Raw genomic sequence first — 15,688 nt, 5'->3', positions numbered from 1 at the left:
TTGGCAGGTTAAGGTTTATATAAACCCAGCTCCTGCAAGTGTAAGCGTAAAATCCGGCGCAGTTCCAACACTGCTTCTGGAGTTTCCTGAATCGAGTGGCCGCCGGTAATAATTTTTTCAGACTGGGCCTGTTTCAGATGCGCACTTTCATAGGCCACAATATCATCGGTGATGAGAGCAGGGTCGTTACTCTGACTGGTATTGCCCATAATACTATGATATTTCAGTCCTTTACGTGGCTGAATATCTTGAGTTAAGGCAATAAATTTGGACTGATGGCTTAAATCGCTCGGGCCATTTTGAATCAGGCCTTTATCCAGCTCATTGACCAGATCTTTCAGGCTCGGATCTTCATTTAACAATGAATCGGTGGCCGCATTTAAAAATGCCCCCGGTAAACGGATAATTTTACGCGCCACTTTGGTAAACCAGCGGTCGGCATATTCGGTACCGCGGTGCGGAGCGGCCAAGAAAATCGCCCGGTTAAAGTTAGGAATATCCTGCATAATCAGGCGCTGCTGAATCACGGGAATGCGGCGGTATTTGGCCAGTTGCCGGCCACTCATCATCGACAGGGCTTCTTTGGATACATCGGCATCACTGACCAGGAGTCGGGCAATAATCCCGCCCATACTGTGGCCGACCAGCACCGCATCTTTTTTTGCTGCGGCTTTAGGGTTGACCTGCTGGAAGGCTTGGGTCAGCAGGGCATGAATCTGGAAACGGCTTTCAATAATTGGCATATTGGTCGAATAAAACACCTGCCAGACCTGATAATGCTCGCGTAACACTGGATCACCCATAATATCGTTGGTTAAGCGAATCCAGGCTTCCGGACTACTGGCCAGACCATGCACCAAAACCAGCACTTTTTTATTCGGATTATATGGTTCCAGAAAATATAAATGCGGCATGGTCAGCTTGTCATCACGGTCAATCAGTGACAGATAAGCCGATTTCAGCAGATTATTTTCCGCCAGCCACAGTCCATAAGGCGCAGAAAAATTAGCCGCCAGCGGATAGTTTTTATTGGCAATGCGGGCCTGTTCATATTTATAGGGATCATAGGCGCGCAGGCGAAAATCCTTGTTCAGGATATCCTCTACATTGCCAAACTGCTGCGGTTCAGCCACCAGGGTTGCCGCCAGATAACGGGCCTGATGGATATTCGGATTCTGATTGTTTGGATAACGATGGCTTAAAGGATCAATAATATAACGGGCTTTCTCTGGCTGATCTGCGCGCTGCTCCGGCAGAATGACCAGAAATTCCGAGCCAAAACCATCACGACGGGTAATGGAACGTAAACCTGAAAAGTTCAGGTCATAGGTGGCTCTTAACTGCTCGATTTTTTGCTGTTTTAAGGTCGGAAAATAATTGAAGTCAATATGATAGGTGTTTTCACCGACCTGAATCTGGCTGGCCACCACATCCGGCTGATGGCGCAGGGTATAGCTGGACACCAGTTTGGCAATGGCCTGATTATAAAAGTCGCGGATTTGTACCTGACGGTTGTCAAAAATCCGGTCTTGTGGTGCCCGTTCGGTTTTGAACATATAGGCATAGCTATAACGGATACTTTTATCCAGCATAAACAGCTGCTGGTCGAGGCATTTTTGATAGTTCTGCTGCTGTAATTGCTGTTTTTCTTCAGACTGGTGTTTGCTTAAAATTCCGATTTTACAATTGGAAGAATCGGCCAGTTGCATGGCTTTGGCCAGATAAACTTCGCTGGCAGTGGACAGCAGCTGTTCATCCAGAATTTCCGGAATCTGCTTCAGTTCATCAATACACTGTTTCGGGTTTTCGGTACAGATTTGCGCTTCACGGCCAGTCATGGACAAGACATTGAGGCTGGCCTCGCTCAAGCGGTCACGAGATAAAATACTTTCCCGTTCGTTGGCAATGCTGACATTTAATGCTTGCTGTTTAACACTGACCGTTTGGCAGCCAACGAGAATGGAACTGCTGAGCGCGGTGGCCAGCATCATCTTATACGTCATAGTGGTCATGTGAATTCGCATCGTATTTTATAAGTTTTTTTTAATCATACTGAATTTCTTGGTTTTTTCAATTGACAAAAAAATAGGCCATATAACATGACCTATTTTTTCTTGCACCGGGCTTAAGCCTTCGGTGTCATGATTTGCCAGACATTCCAGCGGCCCTGTTTTTCAATTTCAGTAATTAAACGGTCTGCCACAGCTGCTTCTTGCGGATACTTGATCTTGTAGTTTTTCAAGGTCTGTACCGCATTTTTCTTTTGCTCTAAAGCAATGTAGTTGTTGGCAGCAGCCAGATAGGCTTCCTGTACGCCGGCTTTCATTGCTTTATCTAAATAAGAAATTGCTTCACGATGACCGCCACCTTCAGACAGGGCAAAACCAAACCAGAAATTGGCTTCGGCATCTTCCTTGTTAATTTTCAGGATGCGCTGCGCATAAGCCAGAGAACGGGTGGTATAAATTGAACCTAAGTCCAGGTTACGTGCCATTACGCTGGCTTTAAAGGCACGAATCAGCACATCAAAAGAGGCATTTTCCTGTACCGCCAGGCTGTCCAGTTGTTGGGTGACTTCTTTGAGTTTAGCTTCAAAACCGCGGCGTTCCTGACGGTCAGTAAAACGTGGTGGATAGTGACGTGCTTTACCTTCGACCATCTGTAAAAAGTCATCAATTTCGGTGATGTCAATTTCATTTTCACCGGCCAGCACCGCAAACTTCAAGCTGCGCTGGTTGTTGTTGATGGTCGGAATAATCAGACGGTTGGTGTCTAAAGTAATTTTTTTCGATGGATTATCCGGGGCAGTTACTTCCATTTTAGTCACTGGCTGGGCCGCAGCCTGTTGCAGGTTCAGTTCAAATGGAGGAGGTGCATCATAATTAAACGGATTTAAAGCATAAAATGGAGGGGTCAGATCAGGCTCGGTAAACACAATTGGTGCATTGGCTGGGTTTTGTTGTTTTGGTGCAGTGGAACAGGCTGAAACTAAAGTGGTCGCAATCAGAGCAAATGCCAAAGGCTTAAGCGTCATAATATTCATCCGTTAATTTATTTTAAAATGGCTGAGCATGTTCGTCAGTCTAAAAAATCTGTGACGAACATGCAAGAGAAGGCAAGAAGTTTGCTGTTACCGTGTTGTTAAGCTTTGGACTGGCTGCTTTGTGCTTCACATTCACGGCGCACATCTTCAATAATTTTTAATTCTTCAGCACTAAACGGCTGTTCGTTTTGCTGCTGCTTTTTAAAGCTTGGGTCGAGTAAAGACAGACGCTGACATAAGGTATTCATGCGTTTTTCATTGTGCTGAATACGGTCGAGCAAGACCCGCATACCGTCTAGAATCGGATCAGACTGATCCTGGGTAGCCGCATACGGCTGGAAACCGATGCTTTCGGCATAGTCACGGCGGCGTGCTTCGGCTTCATCTTTTGGCTGATCTTTGGTAATAAAACGTGCCGGATTGCCGACCGCAGTGGTATTGGCCGGTACCGCTTTGGTTACCACTGCATTGGAACCGACTTTGGCATTTTTACCCACGGTAAATGGCCCGAGAATTTTCGCGCCAGCACCGACAATTACCCCATCTTCTAAAGTCGGGTGACGTTTGCCTTTGTTCCAGGTGGTCCCCCCAAGGGTCACGCCATGATACAGGGTTACGTCATCGCCAATTTCGGCTGTTTCACCAATCACCACACCCATACCGTGGTCAATAAAAAAACGGCGACCAATTTTCGCGCCCGGATGAATTTCAATACCGGTGGCAAAGCGGCTAAATGAAGACAGCAGGCGCGCCGAACCCTTGCAGTCTTTGTTCCAGAGTTCATGTGCAACCCGATGCATGATCAGGGCATGAATGCCGGGATAGGTAGTTAAGACTTCCAAGGTATTGCGTGCAGCAGGATCGCGCGCAAAGACAGCTTGTATATCTTCTTTGAGCTGTTTAAGCATTATCTTGATCCTCGTCCTGTGTCGATGTTGTTGATGATTTTTTCCATGAACCGTTATTCAATGCCTGTACGCGACTAAAAATGCCACGTAATAAGTGATATTCCATACGATCTAATTGTATACGTCCAAAAAGCCGACGCAAGCGCAAAGGTAATAATCTTGGATTTTTCGGATCCATAAATTCAATCTCGGCCAGCATTTTTTCAATATGCGGATAGAACTGTTCCATCTGGGCATGGGTCACTAAAGGTTCATCCCATTCCATTTCGATACCATCAAGAACTTGCATGGTGGCTTTAGGGTCTGGCTGCTGTTCTACCCGGGCCATGGCTGCCATCCGCATTTCATAACAGATAATCTGAATGGCCTGGGCCACGTTTAACACGCCGTAATCGCTATTCACCGGAATGGTGACATGGTAATTGGCCAGGGCCAGTTCTTCATTGGTCAGACCACGATCTTCACGGCCAAAAATCACCGCAATTTCCTGATGCGATGCCGTGACGGCCTGCATGGCTTTTTCCGCAGCCGGGCGGACATCCAGCAGCGGCCAGGGAATGGTGCGGCTGCGCGCACTGGTACCAAACACCAGATGACAGTCCTGAATGGCCTGTTCCAGGGTGTCGACAATTTCAATCTGTTCAATCAGATCGGTGGCACCGGCCGCCAGTGCGTCAATATCCGGATGCGGATAGGTCTTCGGTGCGACCAGCACCAGTTTGGACAGGCCCATGGTTTTCATGGCGCGTAAGGCGCTGCCGATATTGGCGGGCAGAGTGGTATTGACCATGACAATACGCACATGGGAGAGATGTGCTGACAAGGCAGCATTGTCGACTTGACTCATACAAGGTCCAGAATAAAGAAAATTTTAAATTAAGAATATTGACCCATTTCGGCCTGATATAAATCGAGCGCATCATCCATGCTCATGTCCGCTGGAGGTGCCGGAACGTGGGCAGGCTTGGGCTCATGCGCCACCGCTTGGGCGGCTTTAGATTTCACCTGATATTCGATATGCAGAGCATCTTTACCAAAATAATCACGTAGCTTGATCAGCAGTTCATCCATTGGCGCGACTTTCCATTGCACGCCTAAATGCAGTTCAGCAGTGGCATAACCATAATCTACATACAGAATCACAGGAATATGCGTGCTCATATCAATATTGGTATACGGCATCAAAATCTGCTGTACATCACGACTCAGCGTTTTACTGTCATGTTCGGCAGATAGCGTAATCTTGATACTGTTAGCCCGTTTCTGACGGATTTCATTCAGGCTAAAGGCTTTGGTCAGACGCCCCATTGGACGGTCAAAACCTTCGCGCTCATAAATTTCGCCTTCAATCACCACCACTTTTTCAACCTGGATGATGTCTTTAAAGCGCTGGAAACGCTCGTGATTGGCTGATACTTCAATTCGTGCGGTGCCATCATCTAAGGTCACCACCACCCGGTTCGGGAAGTTGGCCACATCCAGCACCAGTCCGGCAAAGACTGTGGTGACCCCACGGCGGGTTGGACTCAGTTCATTAATGCGAGCCGGAATAAAGGATTTCAGCTCAGCCCGGTACACATCAATCGGGTGGCCGGTCAGGTACAGACCTAAGGTATCTTTTTCACCTTTTAAGCGGACTTCATCGGACCACGGTTTGACCGGTTTGGCCGGTTTGCGCTGTACTTCTTCGACTTCACCAAACAGGTCCATAATCCCGGTTTCACGGTTAGAACGGGCCTGTTCTGCGGCTTGCACCGCTTCTGGTAACTGCGCCATCAGGCTGGAACGTTCAATGCCTAAGCAGTCTAGCGCACCGGCACGAATCAGGGCCTCTAAGGTCCGTTTATTAATTTTTTTCAGGTCAATCCGGTGACAGAAATCAAATAGGTCTTTATATGGTCCTTGCTGGATACGCGAATCAATCACCGATTGCATGGCCTGTTCACCCACGCCTTTAATTGCGCCTAAACCATACACAATGGTTTTGTCATCGGTGGCATGGAAATGATACAGCGACATATTCACCGACGGTGGTAATACTTCCAGACCATTGTGGCGGCAGTCATCAATCAGGAACACCACGTTATCGGTGTTCTGCATTTCCGAGGACATGACGGCAGCCAGGAACTCAGCCGGGTAATGGGCTTTGAGCCAGGCGGTCTGGTAGGCCACTAACGCATAGGCAGCCGCGTGTGATTTGTTAAAACCATAGCCGGCGAACTTTTCCATATAGTCGAAAATATGGTTGGCGGTGGCTTCATCAATATCTTTTTGGGCCGCACCTTCAATAAAGATTTTACGCTGCTTGACCATTTCTTCGGGTTTTTTCTTACCCATGGCACGGCGCAGCAAGTCTGCACCACCAAGCGTATAGCCGGCACAGTACTGTGCGGCCTGCATCACCTGCTCCTGATACACCATAATCCCGTAAGTTGGCTCCAGTACGCCTTCGAGCAGCGGATGCAGGTATTCAAATTCACCGCCATGCATACGATGAATAAAGTCCGGAATCAGGTCCATTGGACCCGGACGATACAAAGATACGAAGGCAATAATTTCTTCAAACTTGCTTGGGCGTGCTTCTTTCAGCATCTTTTTCATGCCCACGGATTCAAACTGGAACACCGCGGTGGTATTGGCATTGGCAAAGACCAAATAGGCATCTTTGTCATCCAGCGGAATATGGGCAATATCCAGCGGGATCTCGGGTTTAACCCGTTTATTAATATTCTGCACCGCATCTTCAATTACAGTCAGGTTACGCAGCCCCAGGAAGTCGAACTTGACCAGACCAGCGGCTTCAACGTCATCTTTATCGTATTGGGCCACCCGGCCGGTGCCATCGGCATCGCACAGTACCGCAGAGAAGTCGGTAATTTTGGTCGGTGCAATGACCACACCACCGGCGTGTTTACCGGTATTTCGGGTAATGCCTTCGAGCTTTAATGCCATTTCCCAGATTTCAGAAGCATCGTCATAGTCCGGGTTACCCGGATTGGTGACAATATCTTTTAACTGCGGTTCAGCCGCCAGCGACTCTTCCAGACTCAGACCCAAAGGTTTGGTCGGAATCATTTTGGAAATACGGTCGGCCAGACCATAAGATTTACCCAAAACCCGGGCCACGTCACGAATCGCACCTTTAGCGGCCATGGTACCGAAGGTGGCAATCTGTGATACCGCATCACGGCCATAGGTACGGGCCACGTAGTCAATCACGCGGTCACGGCCGGCAATACAGAAGTCGACGTCAAAGTCGGGCATCGAGACACGTTCCGGGTTCAGGAAACGTTCGAACAGCAGTTCATAGCGCAGCGGATCCAGATCGGTAATTTTTAAACTGTACGCCACCAGCGAGCCGGCACCCGAACCACGACCCGGACCGACCGGCACGCCGTTATTCTTCGACCACTGAATGAAGTCCATCACGATCAGAAAGTAACCCGGGAATCCCATCGAGTTAATAATATTAATTTCGTATTCAATCCGCTCATCATACGGTTTGCGGATTTCAGGCCAGTCTTCATCGCGCTGCGCTACCGGATAAAGATGGTTCAGGCGCTCTTCCAGACCTTCCTTGGATAAATGCGCAAAGAAGGTTTCAATGGTATGGCCTTCCGGAATCGGGTAATCCGGCAGGAAGTATTTGCCCAGTTGCAGCGTCACATTACAGCGCTTGGCAATGTGATAGGTGTTTTCAATGGCAGACGGAATGTCGGCAAACAGCTCGGTCATTTCTGCAGCGGTTTTAAAATACTGCTCCGGGCTGTAGTTTTTTGGTCGGCGGCTATCGCTCAAAACATAACCATCGGCAATACAGACGCGCGCTTCATGCGCTTCAAAATCTTCACGGCTGATGAAGTGCACATCATTATGTGCCACCACGCCAATATTATATTTTTTCGCCAGCTGTACCGCTTCATAAATGAAGTCTTCTTCATTCGGGCGATTGGTGCGGGTCAGGGCCAGATAAACCCGGTTTCCAAACTTGGCAATCCATTCTTCAAGTAAAGGTTCGGCTTTTTGCGGGTTAGAGGTACAGAGCATTTTACCGACATCGGAGTGAATGCCGAGCAGGGCGATTAAATCGTCATGCTGCTCCAAGACCCAGTCTTTCTGTACGCAGGGAATATCCAGCTGCTGGCCTTCAATAAAACCGCGCGACACGATTTCGGTCAGATTACGCCAGCCATGATTGTTCATGGCCAGTAAGGTCATGCGATGTTCGGCATCATTCAGGCGGATTTCCGAACCCATGATCGGCTTGATGCCTTTGCCCAGACATTTGCCATAGAATTTGACGGCGGCATGCAGGTTGGACAGGTCGGTGATGGCCAGGGCAGGCATTTCTTCACTGGCTGCGGCTTTGACTAAATCAGGTATACGTACGATAGATTCTGTAATCGAAAATTCAGTATGAATACCAAGATGAACAAAGTGCATAAATCAGTCCCTGCAAAAACCACTGCACATTTTAGCACGGGATTTTGGCTTTCAGTTTGAAATTAAGGGGAAATGGCGAAGTTTTAGATATGTAAACCAACGTAGCGGATTGGTTTCTCATCACTTGAACAGTAATCTGCATGGGCTGAAAACCAGCGTTTTCGGGCTGCTATGAGGGTGATTAACAGCCAAAATAAAACCCTCCGTAGAGGGTGATTAATTTGAGAATGAGTAATCTGTCTCGTTCTGGATAGAGAGGTGAATCCTTATCTGAGTTTAGCCAGCCATTCACCCAGCATCTGCACAATTTGCACCAGAATCAGCAGTACAATGACGGTCAGAATCACCACGCTGGTATCAAAACGCTGGTAACCGTAAGAAATGGCCAGATCACCAATACCACCGGCACCGACGGCACCGGCCATTGCAGTTGCACCAATCAGGCTGATGGTGGCGGTGGTCAGGTTTAGAATCAGCGAGCTACGTGCTTCCGGCAAAATAAACTTGAAAATAATCTGCAGCGGTGTCGCACCCATGGCTTGTGCTGACTCAATAATCCCTTCATTCACTTCCAGCAATGAGGTTTCCACCAGACGGCCAATATATGGACCGACATAAATGGTCAGCGGGACAATGGCAGCCCAGGTGCCAATTGAGGTACCGACCAGAAACTTGGTTAAAGGAATAACGGCAATTAACAGGATAATAAATGGCAGGGAACGTAGCGCATTTACAATCGGGTTCAGGCCATGATAAATCGTGCGGTTTGGTAAAATACCGCCCGGACGGGTGGCGACCAGGGTAATCCCCTGAATAAAGCCCCAGATACAGCCAAACAGCATGGCAAAAAACACCATGTGGAAAGTTTCTTGTAAGGCTGTGACAAACTGGTCCATCGACAGGGCGCTTTTCCAGAACGGCGCGGTCAGGCTGGTGAGCCACTGGACAATTAAATCTCTCATCCTTGTACTCCTGCTTGTTCAACCTGAACCCCATTTTGTTCGAGGAACTGAAGTGCTTGCTGAATAATGGCCGGGTCCCCTAGCAACTGAATAAACATCTGCCCAATCACCGCGCCATTAATTTCAGTCATGTTGGCAAATAAAATATTCAGGCTTAAATCAAACTGTTTAATTACTGCCTGAATCACGGTTTCCTGCGCCGATTTCCCTAAAAATTTCAGGCAGTAAATACTGTGCTGATTCTGGTTTTCCAGATTGTTTAAAATATTCACCGGTAATTGCTGTTGCAGCACGGTTTGAATAAAATTCTTGGTGGTTGGATGCTGCGGCTGGCTAAAAATGTCCAGGGTAGAACCGGTTTCAATCACCTGACCATGTTCCATAACGGCCACATAATCACAGACTGATTCAATTACATCCATTTCATGGGTGACCATGACAATGGTAATGCCTTGTTCACGATTAATTTTTTTTAGCAGTTCCAGCACCGATTGCGTGGTTTGCGGATCCAGCGCACTGGTGGCTTCATCACAAAGTAAGATTTTAGGATGATTGGCCAGGGCACGGGCAATCCCGACCCGCTGTTTTTGACCGCCAGACAGCTCATCTGGATAGGCATCTTTTTTATGTTTCAGATCAATAAATTCGAGCAGTTCATTCAGGCGTTTTTCACGCTCTGCCGCCGACCAGCCGAGCAGTTTCATCGGCATTTCAATATTGGCCGCTACGGTTTTGGTTTGCAGCAGGTTAAAGTGCTGGAAAATCATGCCGATATTGGCACGTTCCTGACGCAGCGCCTTGGCACTTAAAGCGGTAAAGTCAGTGTTATTGATGATTACCTGACCTTCATTCGGGCGCTCCAGCAAATTAATCAGACGAATGAGGGTACTTTTTCCTGCACCACTATAACCAATAATTCCAAAGATACTGCCATCTGGAATTTGCAGATTGACCTGATCCAGCGCGCGAATGGTCTGGCCTTTAAGCTGATAATGTTTGGAAATATTCTTAAATTCGATCATAGCGTCAAGAAACTGTACAAAAATGAAAAACAGGCAAAGTACACTTTGCCTGTTTGTTAACTCAGCATTATATGCTTAATTGGTTTCAGTTAAATAGCTGACTGGTTTATTTACCGCAACTTTTGTGCCACCGAAGTTTTGATCTACATACTGTTTCACCGCTTCAGTGTGATAAAGCTCACCGACTTTTTTCAGGATCGGATCATCTTTACGTGCTTCTGCAACTGCCAATACGTTGACGTTCAGCTTGGTGCTCTGGTCGATTGGTTCGTAGAAGATTGAATCTTTCAGTACGTTTAAACCGCCTTCCATCGCTAGGGTATTGCCTAGCACAATGGCATCCACTTCATCTTTAACACGAACTGCAGTCGCCATTTGAATTGGCTTGATGACAATTGCTTTGGCATTTTCAGTAATGTCATTTGGAGTGCCCGTTGCAGGTGAGAAGCCTGCTTTCAGCTTGATCAGACCTGCAGATTGCAATAACAGCAGGGCACGCGCTTCATTGGCTGCATCATTCGGAATAGCAATGGTCGCGCCGTTCTGGAACTCTTCCACTTTTTTCACTTTGCTTGAGTAAATACCCATTGGCTCAAGATAGGTGGTCGAAACCGGCGCAATCTTCTGCTCATTGTTGGCATTGTAAGCCACCAGATAAGCATAAGACTGGAATGCGTTCACATCAATTTCATTGTTTGCCACAGCGGTGTTCATTGAAACGTAATCGGTGAAGTTCTTCACTTCCAGCTTGATACCCGCCGCTTCAGTTTCAGGCAAAGTCGCAATATAGCGCCAGATGTCAGCATCGGAACCGGTAGATGCCATGGTGACGGTTTGTACAGTTGCAGCATCAGTTTGTGCGGCGTCAGTTGCCGGCGTTTCCTGTTTTGCACAGCCAGCTAAACCAACAGAAAGACCTAGAACCAGGCCAAGGAACTTTTTCATGTGTCCATCCCAAATAAAGTGAAGCAGCCAAGCTGTTACTTTATTGATAATTTTAAGCGCCGGGATTTCACTTGAGCCGAAAGAGGCGAGATTCAAGTCCATCCAGTGCGCGAATTCGTTTAGGCTTTCAGCTATCTGCTGTATTTTTCAATTGACTTTAAAAGTGCTTAAAGCCATGTAATTGAAAACTTTATTTTTAGAAGATAGCGAAAAAATGGTCTACATCATAACAATAAATTGATATACAAAATAGTGTATAGAAACTAGACCTTTAGCCGTATTCTTTCATAAGTAAAGTTCATAAAATAAGAAAAGAATAAATAAATCAATTTACTATTTTGAATTGAAAGGGCTAAATCTATGAAAAAATCTTATAGATGTTTATATAAAAAATTATCCAATCTAAATCGTAAAAATAGATATAGCACAGATGGGGTAGGATGATAGATCTTTATAATGATTATTTCCTTCAATCCTATGACAGTTTTCATCCAAACTTGAGATTTTTAATGCGCTTGCAGATAGCTTTGGCGATCAATTTGATAGAGCACATGCATAAGTAAAGGATGATCTGCCGGCACCAGCGGATGCGCAAAGGTTTTGACTTTGCTTAAGCCAATTTTTTGCATGACTTTTTCCGAGGGCGTGTTGAGCACGGTAGTAAAGGAAACTACGTTGTCCAGCTGTAGCTCACGAAAAGCATAATCCAGTACGGCTTTTGAGCCTTCGGTGGCATAACCGTTGTGCCAGTATTGCTTGGCTAGTCGCCAGCCAATTTCAATACATGGGGCAAAATCATAGTGTTCTAGATGCTGATGTAAACCAATAAACCCGATAAATTCACCGCTACTTTTTAGTTCGACAGCAAACAGGCCCCAGCCGTGTGTGGCAATAAAATTCTGGATGCGTTGCATAAAAGCCAGACTTTGCTGCTCGGTCAAGGGATTGAGGAAATAACGCATGACTTCAGGGTCGGCACACATTTGGATAAATGGGGCAGCGTCGCTGTCTTGCCATTGGCGGAGGATCAGGCGAGGGGTTTGCAGGTGGATTTTCATGTTAAAACGATTAATAAGCTCTTGATGCATCATAAATGCATTTATCAAGAAAAGAATGATAATTTCCGTAATGAGATAAGACATGAAATCCCTTCTGCCTTTAGGGTGAGGGTTTTCACCTCTCCCTGACCCTCTCCTGAGAGGAGAGGGAAACCTTCGAAGCATAAAAAACCCCGCACTCAGCGGGGTTTTTTTACTTAATCAATCTAAGAGAGAATTAAGCATTTTCACGCGCAATCGCACGGTAACCAATATCTTTACGATATTGAACGCCGTCGAAGGTTACTTTTTGGCAAAGTTCTAAAGCTTTTGCTTGTGCTTCACCAATGGTGTTGCCTAGTGCAGTTACGCAAAGTACACGACCACCAGCAGTGACAATCTCACCATTTTCATTGGCTTTAGTACCGGCATGGAACACTTTGGCATCGGTCATTTCGGTGTTTAAACCAGAAATCACATCGCCATTGCTAGACGTTTCTGGGTAGCCTTTAGATGCTAAAACAATACCGACAGTCTTACGCTCATCCCATTCAGCTTCTGCTGGCAAGTTACCTGCAATACCAGCCTCAACCAGATCAACCAAAGATGATTTTAAACGCATCATGATCGGTTGAGTTTCAGGATCACCGAAACGACAGTTAAACTCGATTACCTTTGGTTGACCTTGTTCATCAATCATCAAGCCAGCGTACAAGAAACCGGTGTATACGTGACCATCTGCTTTCATACCGTCAACGGTTGGGCGCATTACTTCTTTCATCACGCGCTCAAATACGTCTGCAGTCACCACAGGCGCAGGAGAGTAGGCACCCATACCGCCTGTGTTTGGACCTTGGTCGCCTTCAAAAATACGTTTATGGTCTTGAGAAGTGGCCATTGGCAAGATGTTGTCGCCATCAATCATACAAATGAATGATGCTTCTTCACCTGCAAGGAATTCTTCGATGACTACGCGAGAACCGGCATCACCAAATTTGTTGCCTGCCAGCATGTCATCAATGGCTGCAAATGCTTCTTCGTTGGTCATCGCCACGATTACGCCTTTACCTGCAGCAAGACCATCCGCCTTGATCACAATCGGCGCACCATTTTTTTCAACAAAGGCTTTGGCTGCATCAACTTCAGTGAATACGTCATAGAATGCAGTTGGAATGTTGTGGCGTTTTAAGAAATGCTTGGCAAATGCTTTAGAGCCTTCAAGCTGCGCTGCAAACTGGGTTGGACCCCAGATTTTTAAACCTGCTTCACGGCAAGCATCCACCACACCATTGACCAGCGGTGCTTCAGGACCAACCACGATTAAATCTACCGCATTGTTTTTTGCAAAGTCGATAATCGCCGCATTGTCTAAAATGCTTAAATTGATGTTTTCACATTTAGCTTCGGTTGCTGTACCTGCGTTGCCTGGTGCAACAAAAACTTTAGCAACTTTTTCATCTTGTGCGATTTTCCATGCCAATGCATGTTCACGACCGCCATTACCCAAAACTAAAATGTTCATTTAAAAAATCCCTCAAAATTGAATCCCTCCCAACCTCCCTTTAAGAAAGGGAGGGGAATCGCGAAAAACACTGTTCTCTTACGCGAAAAGTCCCCCTTTTTACAAAGGGGGATTTAGGGGGATGATTAAATACGACTTCTAATTAATTTAGTTAATTAGTGACGGAAGTGACGCATGCCAGTGAACACCATGGCAATACCAGCTTCGTCAGCTGCTGCAATGGTTTCTTCATCACGCATAGAACCACCCGGCTGGATAATGCATTTGATCCCTGCTTTCGCAGCGTTATCAATACCATCACGGAACGGGAAGAATGCGTCAGATGCCATCACTGCACCTTCAACCACGAGGCCTGCATGTTCAGCTTTAATTGCTGCAATACGCGCAGAGTTTACACGGCTCATTTGGCCTGCGCCCACACCGATGGTTTGACGGTTTTTCGCATACACAATCGCGTTAGACTTCACGTATTTCGCCACTTTCCAGGCAAAGATCATGTCGTCAATTTCTTGCTCGGTTGGAGCACGTTTGGTCACCACTTTAAGATCATCTTTGGTGATCATGCCCAAGTCTTGGTCTTGCACCAGCAAACCACCGTTGACACGTTTGTAGTCCATTTGTGGCGCACGTTCGTCAATTGCTGGTAATTCGCCACAGACCAGTACACGTACGTTTTTCTTCGCGCCAGTCACGTCCAAAACACCTTCAGCAACGCTTGGTGCAATAATCACTTCAACGAATTGACGGTCAACAATGGCTTGTGCAGTTGCAACGTCTAATTCACGGTTGAATGCAATGATGCCACCGAATGCAGATTCAGGATCGGTTGCATAAGCCAAGTCGTAAGCCGCTTGAATGCCGTCTAAAGATACCGCAACACCACATGGGTTGGCGTGTTTTACGATCACACAAGCAGGTTTCGCGAATGATTTCACGCATTCAAGCGCAGCATCAGTGTCGGCGATGTTGTTATAAGAAAGTTCTTTACCTTGCAGCTGTTTAGCTGTTGAAACAGATGCTTCAGTTGCCGCTGGGTCTACATAGAATGCAGCCGATTGATGCGGGTTTTCACCGTAACGTAAATCTTGTGCTTTGTTCAATTGTGTATTGAACGTACGCGCAAATTTGTCTGCTTCGCCTTGTTCTTTACCTACGCGAGCGCCTAAGTAAGATGCGATCATGCCGTCGTATTGTGCAGTATGTTCAAATGCTTTCACTGCCAGGTCAAAACGGGTTGCGTATGACAGGCCACCTTCAGCTTTAAGCTCGGCAATAACAGTCGCATAGTCAGATGCGTTGACGACGATACCGACAGACGCATGGTTTTTCGCCGCAGCACGAACCATGGTTGGACCACCGATGTCGATGTTTTCAATCGCATCTGGCAGGGTGCAGTCAGGTTTTGCAACCGTTGCTGCAAATGGATAAAGGTTCACTACCACCAAATCGATTGCATCGATGTTGTGTTCTGCCATTACAGCTTCGTCTAGACCGCGACGAGCCAGAATGCCGCCATGAATTTTAGGATGTAAAGTTTTTACACGACCATCCATCATTTCTGGAAAACCGGTGTGCTCTGAAACTTCAACTACAGCGATATTGTTGTCTTTAAGCAACTTATATGTACCGCCTGTAGATAAAATTTCTACCCCAAGAGCCACTAGATTTTGTGCAAATTCAACAATTCCAGTTTTGTCAGAAACAGAGATTAAAGCGCGTTTAATAGTCATGATTTTCGTCACAGTTATCAAAAAACAGATTAAAACATTAGCAAAATGCGGTTAAAAAAAATGCCCACGAAAGCCG

General features: G+C 46.5%; 11 protein-coding genes. All 11 read right to left on the bottom strand.

Going from position 1 to position 15,688, the window contains the following annotated elements:
• Nucleotides 1–8: 8 nt before the first annotated feature.
• The 11 genes from ACPEPR_RS05980 to purH all read right to left on the bottom strand — a co-directional run bounded on the left by ACPEPR_RS05980 (nucleotide 9) and on the right by purH (nucleotide 15,612).
• Nucleotides 9–2,012, bottom strand: coding sequence for an esterase/lipase family protein (locus tag ACPEPR_RS05980; RefSeq protein WP_160243026.1), 2,004 nt, complete (start codon nucleotides 2,010–2,012; stop codon nucleotides 9–11).
• Between the two features lie 113 nt (nucleotides 2,013–2,125).
• Nucleotides 2,126–3,034 (bottom strand): ABUW_2363 family tetratricopeptide repeat lipoprotein, encoded by a 909-nt coding sequence (locus ACPEPR_RS05975; RefSeq protein ID WP_005178801.1) that lies wholly within the window; start codon nucleotides 3,032–3,034, stop codon nucleotides 2,126–2,128.
• A gap of 107 nt (nucleotides 3,035–3,141) precedes the next feature.
• Nucleotides 3,142–3,951: a serine O-acetyltransferase gene (cysE, locus tag ACPEPR_RS05970; RefSeq protein WP_005178800.1), complete on the bottom strand. Its 810-nt coding sequence runs from the start codon at nucleotides 3,949–3,951 to the stop codon at nucleotides 3,142–3,144.
• A complete protein-coding gene (locus ACPEPR_RS05965; protein ID WP_005178798.1) occupies nucleotides 3,944–4,798 on the bottom strand; it encodes an RNA methyltransferase in 855 nt (284 codons plus the stop codon). The genes cysE and ACPEPR_RS05965 overlap by 8 nt, the downstream gene beginning before the upstream one ends.
• A gap of 29 nt (nucleotides 4,799–4,827) precedes the next feature.
• Nucleotides 4,828–8,394 carry a DNA polymerase III subunit alpha gene (dnaE, locus tag ACPEPR_RS05960; RefSeq protein ID WP_168398738.1) on the bottom strand — a complete coding sequence of 1,189 codons (3,567 nt, stop codon included), beginning with the start codon at nucleotides 8,392–8,394 and terminating at the stop codon, nucleotides 4,828–4,830.
• A gap of 266 nt (nucleotides 8,395–8,660) precedes the next feature.
• Nucleotides 8,661–9,356 (bottom strand): methionine ABC transporter permease, encoded by a 696-nt coding sequence (locus tag ACPEPR_RS05955; RefSeq protein ID WP_160241206.1) that lies wholly within the window; start codon nucleotides 9,354–9,356, stop codon nucleotides 8,661–8,663.
• Nucleotides 9,353–10,378, bottom strand: a complete 1,026-nt coding sequence (locus ACPEPR_RS05950; RefSeq protein ID WP_075174374.1) for a methionine ABC transporter ATP-binding protein — start codon at nucleotides 10,376–10,378, stop codon at nucleotides 9,353–9,355. Before ACPEPR_RS05950 ends, ACPEPR_RS05955 begins: the two co-directional genes overlap by 4 nt.
• A 75-nt stretch (nucleotides 10,379–10,453) precedes the next feature.
• Nucleotides 10,454–11,323 carry a MetQ/NlpA family ABC transporter substrate-binding protein gene (locus tag ACPEPR_RS05945; RefSeq protein WP_075166892.1) on the bottom strand — a complete coding sequence of 290 codons (870 nt, stop codon included), beginning with the start codon at nucleotides 11,321–11,323 and terminating at the stop codon, nucleotides 10,454–10,456.
• A gap of 506 nt (nucleotides 11,324–11,829) precedes the next feature.
• Nucleotides 11,830–12,381 (bottom strand): GNAT family N-acetyltransferase, encoded by a 552-nt coding sequence (locus ACPEPR_RS05940; protein ID WP_075174398.1) that lies wholly within the window; start codon nucleotides 12,379–12,381, stop codon nucleotides 11,830–11,832.
• Nucleotides 12,382–12,598: 217 nt separating this feature from the next.
• Nucleotides 12,599–13,882 carry a phosphoribosylamine--glycine ligase gene (gene purD, locus ACPEPR_RS05935; protein WP_016659107.1) on the bottom strand — a complete coding sequence of 428 codons (1,284 nt, stop codon included), beginning with the start codon at nucleotides 13,880–13,882 and terminating at the stop codon, nucleotides 12,599–12,601.
• Between the two features lie 155 nt (nucleotides 13,883–14,037).
• Complete coding sequence (purH, locus tag ACPEPR_RS05930; RefSeq protein ID WP_104505392.1) at nucleotides 14,038–15,612, bottom strand: bifunctional phosphoribosylaminoimidazolecarboxamide formyltransferase/IMP cyclohydrolase; 1,575 nt, start codon at nucleotides 15,610–15,612, stop codon at nucleotides 14,038–14,040.
• Nucleotides 15,613–15,688: the final 76 nt, after the last annotated feature.

It is taken from the genome of Acinetobacter sp. AND/436 (assembly GCF_049546925.1).
Classification (GTDB): domain Bacteria; phylum Pseudomonadota; class Gammaproteobacteria; order Pseudomonadales; family Moraxellaceae; genus Acinetobacter; species Acinetobacter indicus.
This window is presented reverse-complemented; position numbering and strand designations above follow the sequence as displayed.